The organism is Dehalococcoidia bacterium, assembly GCA_035310145.1.
Taxonomy (GTDB): Bacteria; Chloroflexota; Dehalococcoidia; order CAUJGQ01; family CAUJGQ01; genus CALFMN01.
In genome coordinates this window covers 1-11,870 of sequence record DATGEL010000049.1, presented here as the reverse complement: position 1 = coordinate 11,870, position 11,870 = coordinate 1, and the positions used below count along the sequence as shown (strand labels likewise).

13 protein-coding genes are annotated in these 11,870 nt (G+C 71.6%); 5 read left to right on the top strand and 8 right to left on the bottom strand.

What is annotated here, in order from left to right; all coding sequences use genetic code 11:
- Nucleotides 1–3: 3 nt before the first annotated feature.
- From VKV26_10250 to VKV26_10240, 3 genes are all read right to left on the bottom strand, one after another.
- A complete protein-coding gene (locus VKV26_10250) occupies nt 4–1,197 on the bottom strand; it encodes an amidohydrolase family protein (GenBank protein HLZ70274.1) in 1,194 nt (397 codons plus the stop codon).
- Nucleotides 1,198–1,269: 72 nt separating this feature from the next.
- Entirely contained in the window at nt 1,270–1,755 is a 486-nt protein-coding gene (locus VKV26_10245; protein ID HLZ70273.1) for a hypothetical protein, read from the bottom strand.
- 86 nt (nt 1,756–1,841) lie between these two features.
- Nucleotides 1,842–2,417, bottom strand: coding sequence for a carboxymuconolactone decarboxylase family protein (locus VKV26_10240; protein HLZ70272.1), 576 nt, complete (start codon nt 2,415–2,417; stop codon nt 1,842–1,844).
- 100 nt (nt 2,418–2,517) lie between these two features.
- Between VKV26_10240 and VKV26_10235 the strand changes: the two genes are divergently transcribed.
- Nucleotides 2,518–3,051, top strand: a complete 534-nt coding sequence (locus VKV26_10235) for an NUDIX domain-containing protein (protein ID HLZ70271.1) — start codon at nt 2,518–2,520, stop codon at nt 3,049–3,051.
- Here VKV26_10235 and VKV26_10230 read toward each other — a convergent pair.
- The 3 genes from VKV26_10230 to VKV26_10220 all read right to left on the bottom strand — a co-directional run bounded on the left by VKV26_10230 (nt 3,042) and on the right by VKV26_10220 (nt 4,810).
- Nucleotides 3,042–3,377, bottom strand: a complete 336-nt coding sequence (locus VKV26_10230) for a hypothetical protein (protein HLZ70270.1) — start codon at nt 3,375–3,377, stop codon at nt 3,042–3,044. The genes VKV26_10235 and VKV26_10230 overlap by 10 nt on opposite strands.
- Before the next feature lie 276 nt (nt 3,378–3,653).
- On the bottom strand, nt 3,654–4,457 hold the full coding sequence (locus VKV26_10225; GenBank protein ID HLZ70269.1) for an enoyl-CoA hydratase-related protein: 804 nt from the start codon (nt 4,455–4,457) through the stop codon (nt 3,654–3,656).
- A 116-nt stretch (nt 4,458–4,573) separates the two neighbouring features.
- The gene (locus VKV26_10220; protein HLZ70268.1) at nt 4,574–4,810 is read right to left on the bottom strand and encodes a hypothetical protein; all 237 of its coding nucleotides are present in this window, start codon (nt 4,808–4,810) and stop codon (nt 4,574–4,576) included.
- Between the two features lie 284 nt (nt 4,811–5,094).
- Here VKV26_10220 and VKV26_10215 point away from each other — a divergent pair, with 284 nt between their 5' ends.
- The 3 genes from VKV26_10215 to VKV26_10205 are packed head-to-tail and all read left to right on the top strand — an operon-like array spanning nt 5,095 to nt 9,066.
- On the top strand, nt 5,095–7,551 hold the full coding sequence (locus VKV26_10215) for an ATP-binding protein (GenBank protein HLZ70267.1): 2,457 nt from the start codon (nt 5,095–5,097) through the stop codon (nt 7,549–7,551).
- Nucleotides 7,544–8,053, top strand: a complete 510-nt coding sequence (locus tag VKV26_10210; GenBank protein ID HLZ70266.1) for a hypothetical protein — start codon at nt 7,544–7,546, stop codon at nt 8,051–8,053. Before VKV26_10215 ends, VKV26_10210 begins: the two co-directional genes overlap by 8 nt.
- Nucleotides 8,054–8,055: 2 nt before the next feature.
- Nucleotides 8,056–9,066: a Gfo/Idh/MocA family oxidoreductase gene (locus VKV26_10205; protein ID HLZ70265.1), complete on the top strand. Its 1,011-nt coding sequence runs from the start codon at nt 8,056–8,058 to the stop codon at nt 9,064–9,066.
- 39 nt (nt 9,067–9,105) lie between these two features.
- Here the strand turns inward: VKV26_10205 and VKV26_10200 are convergent, their stop codons facing one another.
- A complete protein-coding gene (locus VKV26_10200) occupies nt 9,106–9,630 on the bottom strand; it encodes a DinB family protein (GenBank protein ID HLZ70264.1) in 525 nt (174 codons plus the stop codon).
- Nucleotides 9,631–9,697: 67 nt separating this feature from the next.
- Nucleotides 9,698–10,732, bottom strand: coding sequence for a LacI family DNA-binding transcriptional regulator (locus tag VKV26_10195; GenBank protein HLZ70263.1), 1,035 nt, complete (start codon nt 10,730–10,732; stop codon nt 9,698–9,700).
- A 176-nt stretch (nt 10,733–10,908) separates the two neighbouring features.
- Between VKV26_10195 and VKV26_10190 the strand changes: the two genes are divergently transcribed.
- Nucleotides 10,909–11,667 (top strand): glucose 1-dehydrogenase, encoded by a 759-nt coding sequence (locus VKV26_10190; protein HLZ70262.1) that lies wholly within the window; start codon nt 10,909–10,911, stop codon nt 11,665–11,667.
- Nucleotides 11,668–11,870 lie beyond the last annotated feature (203 nt).

The following is an 11,870-nucleotide window of genomic DNA, read 5'->3' as shown; positions in this document are numbered from 1 at the left end:
CGCCTACACGGCCCGCTTGCCCTCCAGCCAGACGCCGCGGATCGCCTCGGGCCGCTCCAGCAGGCCGATCTCTTGAAGCGGGTCGCCGGCCAGAAGCAGCAGGTCGGCGGCGAAGCCCGGCGCGAGGCGGCCTGTGCGCTCGCCCAGCCCCAGCAGCGCGGCGGCGGTGACCGTGGCGGCAGCGATCGCCTCGGGCGCGGAGAGGCCGTGCTCGACCATCAGCCGCAGCTCCTGCGCGTTCTGGCCGTGATAGTTGCCCGGTGTGCCCGCGTCGGTGCCGGAGGCAAGCAGCAGGCCGGCGCGGCGGGCGCGGCGGAACGAGTCGAGGTGCGCCTCGGCCACCATGCGCGACTTCTCCAGCACGTGCGGCGGCATGCCGGCGCCCTCGCCCAGCAGGTTGATGTTGTGCGGCGCCGCGATCGTGGCCACCAGCACCGTGCCGCGCCGCTTCATCTCCGCGATCACGTCGTCTTCGAGGTAGATGCCGTGCTCGATCGAGTCGATGCCGGCGAAGACAGCGTTGCGGATGCCCGCTGCCGCCTGCGCGTGCGAGGCCGTCCTCACCCCCGCCTTGTGCGCCTCCTCCACACCGGCGCGCAGCTCCTCCAGGCCGAGCTGCGGCGAGCGCGGGTCCACGCCCGGTGTCATCACGCCGCCGCTGGCCATCAGCTTGATCGCGCGGGCGCCGGCCTTGAGCTGCTCGCGCACGGCCTTGCGCACCTCATCGGCGCCGTCCGCCTCGCGGCCGATCGGCCAGCCGTGGCCGCCGGTCATCGTCACCATGCGCCCGGCGGACACGATGCGCGGCCCCACGACCATGCCCTGCTCGACGGCGCGCATCAGCTCGCAGTTGATCGCGTGCGGGGCGCCGAGGTCGCGCACGGTGGTGAAGCCGGCGCGCAGCGTGGCCCGGGCGTTGTTTGCCATGCGCCAGGCGTAGACGGCGACCGGGTCCACCGGGTCGAGCGGCTCGCCGGGGCGGCCGTCGTAGGCGAGGTGCACGTGGCAATCGATCAGGCCGGGCAGCAGCGTCAGCCCCGCGGCGTCCACCACTTCGGCGGCGGCGCGCGGCAGCGCGCGGCCGATGGCGGCGATGCGCCCGTCTTCGACGCGTACGTCGAGGCCCGGCCTCAGCGAACCGGCCTCGGCGTCAAAGATGTTGGCGCTCGTGATGACGAAGGCCGGATGCGGGTTCATGGGCGTCTCCATAGGGGGTGGGGCGTGGGGCGTAGGACGTAAGGATGATTGGCCGCGGGGCGCTCCCACAGCCTACACCCCTTCCCGACGCCCTAACGATCGCAGCTCCTCGGTGTACCAGTCGGTGGTCAGCAGCACCTGCCGCACCACGGACTGGCGCTGCAACATACTACGGATATAGTCCTGCCATTCCTGGCGCAGGTGGCGGGGGAAGGCGCCCATGGTCACCAGCACCAGCTCGTAGTAGTCGAGCACCTGTGCACAGACGAGGATCAGCCGCGGATCTTCACCGCGCAGCCGCGCGAAGTCCCACTCGCCCTCCGCGTACTTCGGGTCGTTGAGCGCTTCGAGCAACTCCGGGTGGTCCAGATAGAGCATATTGTTGTTGGAGCCGGCGGTGACGATCGCCTGATAGGCGGTGGCGATGCTCGCCTGCTCGCTGGCCCGCGCCTGCCGCGCGAAGATCAGCAGCGAGCACATTGTGCCCACAAGCCCCAGCCCGCTGAGCAAGGAGCCGACCGAGGCGAGCACCTGCAGCCAGTCAGTGAGCGGCGGCATGCGAGCGGCTCCGCCGGGAGGAAATAGGAACGAGAAAATAGAAAATAGGAACGAATTCCGCGCTCCTCGTTTCTCGTTCCTATTTTCTATTTCCTGACTCCTATTTCCTCGATCCGCTGCATGCCCGGCTCCAGGTCGATGGCCAGCCCTTCGAGCACGCGCGCCACGCAGTTGTAGAAGCCGACGGTGATCGCCAGCTCGAGGATGTGGCGGTCGTCGAAGTGGGCGCGCAGGCCGGCGAAGGTGGCGTTCGAGACCTGCACGCGGCGCGTGGACTCGGCGGCATAGGCCAGCAGGGCGCGCTCGGCGGGCGAGAAGGGGCCCGGATCTTCGCGCAGCAGCGCCTGCACCTGCTCCTCCGTCACGCCTTCGCGGCGGGCGAGCGGCAGGTGCGCCGCCCACTCGTAGTCGGCGCCGCTGACGCGGGCTACCTGGATGATCGCCAGCTCGCGGCTGCGCGCGTCCAGGCTGACCGAGCCGTCCTGGTCGAAGCCGCGCAGCGTCTCGGCGAAGGCGCCCCAGCGCTGCATCAGCTTTGGACTGTGCGCCAGCAGTTGGTAGAGGTGGCCGGGGCTGCTGCCCCGCGCCGCGCGCAGCCGCGCAAACTCCTGTTTCACTTCTTCAGAGCCGCTCTCGTCCGTGACATAGGCGATGCGTGCCACTGGTCGCTCCCTTCGCTCGCTCCAGGAAATAGGAACGAGGAAATAGGAAATAGGAACGAGCATCCCCAGCTATTTCCTATTTCCTGTATCCTATTTCCTCGTGAAGCACTGCGGCGATTGTGGCACAGCGCTCGGCTTCGGTCCCGACGAGAGCGGCTACGACCGGCAGTTCTGCACGGCCTGCGGCTGGACCTGGTACGACCCGCCCACGCCGGTCACGCTCGTGTTGGTGACGCTGGACGACGGCCGCGTCGTCTATACGCGCAAAAACAGCTTCGAGCCGGGGCGCTGGTCCGTCGTCTCCGGCTTCATTCCCCGCGGCGAGCGGGCCGAGGACGCGGCCCTGCGCGAGGTCAAGGAGGAAACCGGCCTCGACGCCGAGCTGGTGCGCTACATGGGCACACACGTTTACGCGCAGCGCCCCGACCAGATCGTGATCGCCTTTCATGCCCGCGCCACCGGCGGCGTCCTGCAGGCCGGTGACGACGTGGACGAGGTTGAGGCGGCGCCGCCGGAGCTGCACCGGCTGCGCGCCGGCAGCACGAGCTGGTGGCTGGTGAAATCGCTGCTGGAACCGCCTTCCGGGCTGCTGCCGCGCTACGAGGCGCCCGGCCGGCCGGAGCGTCAGTCGTAGCGCGAGCGGGCGATCTTGTTCCGCAGCGCCGAGCGCCGTCGGACCTTCACGAAATCGCGCGGCTGCAGCTCCGGGTCGCTGGCGAGGAAGGCGAGCAGGGCGCCAATCGGCCCCCAGACCCGGCGGCCGAGCTGTTGCCGCCGCTCGAAGTCGCGATCGCAGCCGTCATTGTGGACGGAGGCGATCACCGGTGCTGTCGCGGCCGCAGGCTGTTCGAGCCGGGCGCGTCGCAACCAGAGGTAGAGACCATCCTTGTGGTGCGTGATCGGCCGCTCGCAGGCGTCGCAGATGAACCGCGGGCAGTAGAGGCCGGGTTCCAGGTCCATTTGCGGAGTTGCTCGATCGCGCGGGCGCGGGCCGCGGCGGAGCGGTTCGCGGCGGCGTCGGGCGGTTCGTTCATGCGCTCTGTACAGAACTTTGGTTCTCATCTGTCAAGCGCCGCTTAGCATAACGAGGGCGCAGGGCGCGGGGTGGTTGCCGCTGGCCGGTGACAGGAGGGCCGTGTACGGCCAGCCCGATTCGCGTTCCCGGCGCCGCGAAGGGCGCACGCCGTGCGTCCCTACGCCCCACGCCCTCTATTCCCTGTTCCCTATTCCCTGCCATCAGCGGCCGGCGAAGTTCGGGGCGCGCTTCTCGCGGAAGGCGCCGATGCCCTCGACGTGGTCTTCCGAAAGCAGGGTGATCGAGGAGCCGGTGGCGGCCATCAGCATCGCCGTTTCCAGGTCCGTCTGCTGGCCGCGGTAGAGCAGTTGCTTCATCAGCCGCAGCGAGATCGGCGGGCCGCTGGCGATGCGCCCGGCCAGCGCCAGCGTCTCCGCGCGCAGCTCTTCGGGCGGCGTCACGCGGCTGATCATGCCCAGGCGGTAGCCCTCCTCGGCGGGCATGAAGTCGCCGGTGAACATCAGCTCTGCTGCTTTGCTCAGCCCCAGCCGCCGTGCGTAGAGCCAGGCGCCGCCCCAGCCGGGAATCAGGCCGATGCGCCGGTAGGCCACCATGAAGCGGGCGTTCTGCGCCGCCGTGCGCAGGTCGCAGGCGCAGGCGAGGTCGAAGCCGGCGCCCACCGCGTCGCCGTTGACCATGGCGATCGTGGGAATCTCCAGCCGCTGCAGGCCGAGCACGACGGCCTGGGCGCCGCGGAAGCTGCGTCGTACCGCCTCGGCGCTGCGCCGCGGCCGTTCGCTGGCGCCGCCGGGCATGCCGCCCGTATCGCCGCCGGCGCAAAAGGCGCGGCCCGCGCCGGTGAGCACGAGGCAGCGCACGTCCTCCTCGCCCTGCGCCAGCTCGGCGAGCAGGCTGCCCAGCTCGGCCGTCAGCTCGGCGGAGAGGGCGTTGAGCCGCTCCGGCCGGTTCAGCGTGACGATCAGGATGTGGCCCTCGCGCTCCACGAGCAGCGTCTGGTACTGCATCGGACTCCCTCCCGGGGGTAGGTGACAGGTGACAGGTGACAGGTTACAGGGAACAGGGAGCAGGGGACAGGAAATAGGATGAAGGAAATAGGGGTTCCGTGGCCCGCTCCTCTTTCCTATTTCCTCGTTCCTCGTTCCCTCGTTCCGCGCCCCGGACGGGGCCGCCGGGCGATCGCGTGCGTGGCCGGGTCGTGCGTGGCGAAGACGCCGGCGATCCCCTCGACCTCGGCGTACTCGTACGGGAACTCGCGCGCCCAGCGTTCGAGGATGCGCAACGCCGTGCCCGCGGAAGGCACTTCGGCCTCCAGCCGCCAGGCGCCGCGCGCCGCTCCTCGCCGCACGATGAAGGGCACCGCTCCGCTCCTGCTTCCACGCCGCTGCCGGCCGCGGCTAATCAGAACATCTGTGCGATATTCTGGCAGCGAAGCGCCTAGCGCTGCAAGCCCCCGCCGACAGCTATGCGGGCTATGCGGCAGGGAATAGGGAAGAGGGAACAGAGAGCGGGCGGCGTAGTCAAGAACTCCGCTCTCCCAGGGTTGGGAGAGGGGCCGGGGGTGAGGGCCGCCCGGCCCGATCCGCTATCATGGATGGCGCAGCCGGCGGCACGGACAGCGGCGCCGCCGGCCCGCGAGGAGCGATGACGACCAGCGAGAGGGCTACGCCGCATCCCGCCGCCTCCCAACCTGCCTCGCCCGCCGCCCTTGCCGAGCAGGCGCGGTTGCAGGCGCTCTACGCGCTGGCCCAACCGCGCGTCGCCGGCGAGCCGTCGGCGGCGCTGCGCGAGGCCGGGGCGCTGGCGGCCGGCGCGCTCGGAGCCGCACATGGCGCTGTGCTGCGGCGCGACGGTGCCGCGCTGCCGGATGACCTCGACGGCTCGGAGCTGCCGGCGGCAGTCGCGGCTGCGGCGCACGAGCATGCCGGCGACGCGCTTGACGGTGACGTGGCGGACTTCGTCGACGGCGACGGCTGCTGCTGGGCGCTGGCGTCGTTCGTCCGCGGCGGCGTTGACTATCTCCTGCTGGTGGGGCCGTTCGCGGCGGGCGAGGCGATCGACCGCGCCTTTCTTGCCGCCTGCGCCGACCTGCTGCGCGACGGCGTCCATGAGCCGCCGGCCACCATGCTCATGCCCGCGGCGATCGACCGGGCGAGCGTGGACACGCTGCTGGAGAGCATGAGCGATCCCGTCGCGCTCTACGATGCCGCCGGCCGCGTGCGCAGCGGCAACGCGGCCTATCATGCCCTGCTGGCGGCCGCCGGGCTCAGCGATGGGCCGCTGGTGGCCGCGCCCGAGATCGTGCTGCCGCGCGACCGCCTGGGGCGGCGCCTGCGCCCCGGCGACTCCGTGCTCTCGCGGGCGCTGGCCGGGCGCAGCTCGCAGGCGCAGCGCGTCTTCCGCATGGCCGACGGGCACGACCGCCACTTCGAGATCACCGGCAACCCGCTGCGTGACCCCGGCGGCGCCATCGTCGGCGCGGTGACGGTCTGGCGTGACACGTCGGACGCGGTGGCGCGCGAGCAGGCGCTGCGCCTGATGGACGAGGTGCGGCGCGGTGTCAGCCACGCCGGCGAGCTGCGGCACGCCGCCCGCGCCGTCTGCCGCCGTGTGGTTTCTCACCTGCCCTGGGTGAACATGGCCGCCGTCTTCGCCGAGGAGGGCGATGCGCTGGTCTTCCTCGCGCACGCGGGCTTTCCCAGCCGAGCGGCGGCGCTGCTCTCGGCCACGCCGCTGGGACCGGCGCTCCGCGCCACACAGGCGCTGCTGGGCGATCGCCCCACGATCTTCGATACCGAGCGCGACCGGCCGGGCAACGAGGCCGCGCGCCGCGTGGTGGCCGCCAGCGGCGCCGCCACCTTCGTCAACCTGCCGCTGGCCGCCGGCGCCCGGCGCTTCGGCCTGCTGACGCTGGCGGGCAAGGAACGCCACGTGCCCAACCGCGACGAGCTTGCCTTGCTGGAGGCGCTGGCCGCCCAGATCGGCGCGGACCTCGACGGCGTGCAGAAGCGCGAGCAGGCGGAGACGGAGCGCTCACGTCTGCAGGCCGTGCTCGACCAGTTGCCGGAGGGCGTGCTGCTGTTTGATGCGGCCGCGCGCCTGGAGATGAGCAACCGCAGCGCCGAGCAGATCCTGGGCCGCAGCGTCGACCCGGAGATGCCGCTGGTCAGCTTCGGCGCCCACTACGGCTTCCTGCAGGCGGACGGCCGGCTCTATCAGCCCGGCGACGAGCCGATCGTGCGCACCTTCAGCACGGGCCGGCCGGTGCTGGGCGAGGAGCAGATCGTGCGCCACGCCGACGGCAAGGAGCTGCCGATCGTCTCCAACGTGGCGCCTATCCGCGACGCCGGCGGCCAGCTCGCGGCGGTGATCATGGTCTTCCAGGACATCACCAGCCTGCGCGAGATGGATCGCCTGCGCGACGAGTTTCTCTCGATCGCCGGCCATGAGCTGCGCACGCCGATCACCAGCATCCGCGGCCTGGCGCAACTGCTGGAACGCCGTTACGCGCAGCTCGAGCCGGAGCACATCGCCGCCGCGCTGGCCGGCATCACCGAGCAGACGGCGCAGATGGCGCTGCTGGTGGACGATCTGCTCGACGTCTCGCGCATCCGCAGCGGGCGCCTTTCGCTCACCATGCAGCCCTGCGACCTCAGCGTCCTGCTGCGCGGCGCGGTTGCCCTCCTGGCGCCGCAGCGCGAGGGCGAGATCCGCCTGCACCTGCCGGAGAGCCTGCAGACCAACGGCGACGGCGCCCGGCTGCAGCAGGTGTTCAACAACCTGCTCGACAACGCGGCCAAGTACAGCGATGCCCGCGCCCCCATCGACGTGACCCTGCTGCGGCACGACGGCTGGGCGACGGTCGCCGTGCGCGACCGGGGCATCGGCATCCCGGCCGAGGCGCAGCAGCACCTGTTCGAACGCTTCTACCGGGCGGAGAACGCGGCGCAGTACGCCGGCGGCCTCGGGCTCGGTCTCTACATCTGCCGGGAGATCGTGGAGCGGCACGGCGGCACGATCGCCGTCGCCAGCACGCCGGGCGACGGCTCGCTGTTCACGGTGCGGCTGCCGATCGCCGGCGCGGACGCGGCCGGTGGCTGAGGCGCCGCCGCCGGATGCCGACGCTGGGCCCGATCTCGAGAGCCTGCTGCTGCGCGCCGGCTTCAACTTCCACGTCTTCCTCGCCGCGGCGCTCGGCCTGCTGCCGGAGGCCGGCGTCGAGCCGCAGCGCCTGATCGAGCGCGTGGCCGAGCGGCTGGCGCCGACCTGGGCAGGGCTGCACGGCCACGGCGCCGACGCGGTGCTGCACCTGGTGCTGGAGAACCTCGCCTCCACCGGCTACGCCGTGCGCGAGGTGCAGCCGGGCGCCGACGAGGCCACGGCGACGCTGGGCCTGGTGCCGCTGGGGCTGAGCGACGCCGACTGGGCTTCGGTGCTGGCACCGTTCGGCGCGACGCCCGCGGCGATGCGGGCGCTGTTCGACGTGTTTGCGCCGCTGGCCGCGGCCGCCGGGGCGCAGATCGCGCTGCACGTCGAGGCGGACGCCCTGCGCATCGTCGTGCGCCGGCAGGGCGCCGCGCCGCGCCCGGCGGACCTGGCGTAGCGATGTGCGCAGCCACCGGCATCGGCCTGGTCGGCTGCGGCCTGATCGCCCGCCGCGCGCATCTGCCCGCCTTCGCCGCCGATCCGCACGCGCGGCTTGTCGCCGTCGCCAGCGGCCATGTCGGGACCGCCCAGGCGGCCGCGGCGCAGTTCTCCGTGCTGCGCGTCTACGCACACTGGCAGGAGCTCGTGGCCGACCCGGAGATCGACGCCGTGTCGATCTGCACGCCGAACGCGCTGCACGCCCAGATCGCGATCGCCGCGGCTCGCGCCGGCAAGCACGTGCTGGTCGAGAAGCCGATGGCCGTCTCGCTGGCCGAGGCCGACGCGATGATCGAGGCGGCTCGCGCCGCCGGCACGGTGCTGATGGTGGCGCACAATCTGCGCTTTCAGCCGCTCTTCGCGGCGGCACGGCGGGAGTTGGCGGCGGACGCGATCGGCCGCATCTTCTCCGCCCGCGGCGTCTTCGGCCACGCCGGCCCGGACGGGGCCCGGGGCGCGACGAGCGACTGGTTCTGGCGGGAGGACGCGGCCGGAGGCGGCGCCCTGCTCGACCTCGGCATTCACATGGTCGATATTCTGCGCTGGTTCGTGGGCGAGCCGGTGGTGGACGTCATGGCGATGACGGCGCGGGTGCAGAAACCCACCTTCGCCGACGACAATGCGCTGGTGTTGCTGTGCTTCGCCGGCGGCGCCCTGGCGACCATGCAGGCCTCGTGGACGGCGCGGCCCGGCGTCGACAGGCTGGTCACCGTGCAGGGCGAGCGCGGCCGGCTGGTGCTCGATCCGGCGGCAGCGCAGCCGCTCCTGCTGCTGTATTCGGACGGGGCCGGCCAGCGCAGCGCGGCGGCGCCGCCGTCTGATTCGGCGGACAGCCTCTACGCCCACTTCGTGCGTGCCGTGCGCGAGGGCGTGCATCCGATCTCGGACGGCGCCGAAGCGCGTGCCAGCCTGGCGGTCGTGCTGGCGGCCTACGACTCGGCCCGTGGCGGCAAGGCGGTGCGGCCGGGCTGACGGTCTGCCGCATTGACGCCCGGGCGCGGCGGTCGTCCGTCAGAAGCCCTGGCCGCTCTTGCCCTGCAGCTCGCGTGTCAGCCAGATCTCGCCCAGGTGCTGGTTGCCGTGCGCGATCAGGATCTGGCCGAGCGCCTGCAAGACGGGGATTTCGCCGAAGGGCATGACGCGCACTACGCGGTCCAGCTCGTCCGGCGTGAGCGCGGCGTAGTAGGGCGCGGTGCTCTGCCAGACGGCGCGGGCGTAGGGCAAGAACTCGGCGGGCGGTGGCACGGTCATGGCATGCGCTTCCTCGCGCGGCATGCCGGTACCCTGCGCGGCCTTCGGCAACTGCCAGTTCTGGTCCAGCCCCTGGTCGAGCCAGACGGTGTTCTTGCGCTGCAATACGAAGTTGACCACGTTGTCTTCGGTGCGCACCCAGTGCCAGGCGGTGAAGCCGATGTGATTCGTCTCCGGTCCGGGCCGGTGGCGCCACTCGTCCGCCGTCAGATCGGCCAGCGCCTTCTCGTAGTTGCCGTGCAGTTGGTCGATGAAGTAGCGTAGATATTCGCGGATCTCCACCATCGTGCTCCTGCGTACTGTGGGCGGCTGCCGGCGGCGCGGCAGCGCCCCGCGTGCGGCATTCTGCGCACTAATGGGCCGCTGCCGCAACCAGCCGCGCCGGGACGCAGGTGCGGCGCACCACCAGCTCCGAGCGCTGGGTCAGGGTCTGTTCCTGCGCCTCGCCCGCCTCCACGGCGAAGAACAGCTCGGCGGCGCGCCGGCCGAAAGCGCTGTAGTCGAGCCGGATCACGCTGATCGGCGGCTCGAAGGCGTTGGCCCAGAGCGAATCGCCGTGCGCCAGCAGCGAGACGTCGCGCGGCATGCGCAGGCCGGCCTCACGGATGGCGAGCAGCATGCCCGGTGTGAAGCGGTGCATGCCCGCGATCAGGGCGGTCGGGCGGTCGGGCCGCGCCAGCATCTCGCTCGCCTGCCGCCGCGCCTCTTCCAGCGTCTGAGCGCTGAACAGCAGCGACTCATCGACGGGGATGCCCGCTTCGTCGTGGGCGGCGCGGTAGTCGCGCAGGCGCACGGGCATGCTCGCCATCGGCTGCGAGGGCTCGCTGCCGTAGGAGCGGATGATCATGCCGATGCGGCGGTGGCCCAGCTCGAAGAGCAAGCGGAAGCCGGCACGCGCAGCGTCCGCCTCGTCGACCACGATCTCGGGCTCCATGCCGCTGGGGGCGCGCTGGCCCATGACGACGACGGGGATGCCCAGCGCCCGCGTGGCGGCGATCTGCGCCTGAAACGGGCCGAGTGGGTGGATGAGGATGCCGTCCACGCGCTGGCCGTAGAGCCGGTCGAGGTGGGCGCTCTGGGCGCTGAACGAGCCGGCGGCGTCGCAGATGAAGAGGTTGCGCCCGCGCGCCGCGGCGACCTGCTCGACGCCGTGCAGGATGTCGGTGAAGGTGGGATTGGTGAGATCGGGCACGACGACGCCGATCGTGCCGGTGCGGGCGAGGCGCAGGCTGCGCGCGGCGGCGTTCGGCCGGTAGCCGAGCTGCTCGATCGCTTCCTCGACCAGCCGGCGCAGGCCGGGGTGGACCGAACGGTCGCCGTTGACCACGCGCGAGACCGTGGCGATCGAAACGTGCGCCGCGCGGCCGACGTCGCGGATAGTAGCCACGAACACCCTCGCGCCAGGCGTCTTGCGCGAAAAGGTTTACCGGCCGCCGAAGTATCGCCCCGCGTCACAGCGCTGTCAAGCCGTGATCGAGGACGTCAAGCGAGGGGCGGGGGGCGTAGAATGCAGGCGTTTGCCGTGGTGAGCGGCGGCACGATGCCCTGGCCGGGACGGTACCGATGGATGAGTTCGATCTGAAGGGCGAGGTCGCGCTGGTGACGGGCGGCAACGGCGGCATCGGCCGCGGCATCGCCGTAGGGCTGGCGCGGGCCGGTGCCGAGATCGTGATCGCGGCGCGCAACGAGGCGAAGACGGCGGAGGCCCGCGCCGAGATCGAGGCGCTGGGCCGGCGCTGCCTGGGCGTGCGTTGCGACGTGAGCCGGCGTGAGGACGTGCAGGCCGCGGTGCGGGCGGCGCTCGAATCCTTCGGCAAGCTGAGCATCGTCGTGGCCAATGCGGGCATCGCCGTGCGCGGGGCGCCGCAGGCGCTGGCGGAAGCCGACTGGCTGCGCGTGCTGGGCACGAACCTGAACGGCGTCTTCTACGCGGCGCAGGCGGCCTACCCGGCGCTGCTGGCGAACGGCGGCGGCAGGGTGATCACGATCGGCTCGGAGTTCTCGCTGTTCGGCAGCCCCACGGTGTCGTCGTACTCGGCCAGCAAGGGCGGCGTGGTGCAGCTCACGAAGTCGTTGGCCGTAGCCTGGGCGAAGGACAACATCCGGGTCAACTGCATCATCCCCGGCTGGGTGCGCACCGACCTGACCGCGCCGCTGATGGCCGACAAGGAGAGTTACGAGCGCATCGTCGGCCGTACGCCGGCGCGCCGTTTCGCCGAACCCGAAGAACTAGCAGGCGCCGCCGTCTTCCTCGCCTCGCGCGCCTCGAACTTCGTCACGGGCCAGAACCTGGTGGTGGATGGCGGCTACTCGATCGCGTGAGGTGACAGGTTACTGGTGACAGGGGACAGGGGAGTTCAGCGAGGCGGACGCGATGCCTGAGCTGCCGACCGGCACGATCACGTTTCTGTTCACCGATGTTGAAGGCTCGTCGCGGCCGTGGGAGGAACATCCCGCGGCCATGCGCCAGGCCATGGCACGCCACGATGCGCTGCTCGCCACGATCGTTGAGCAGCACGACGGGG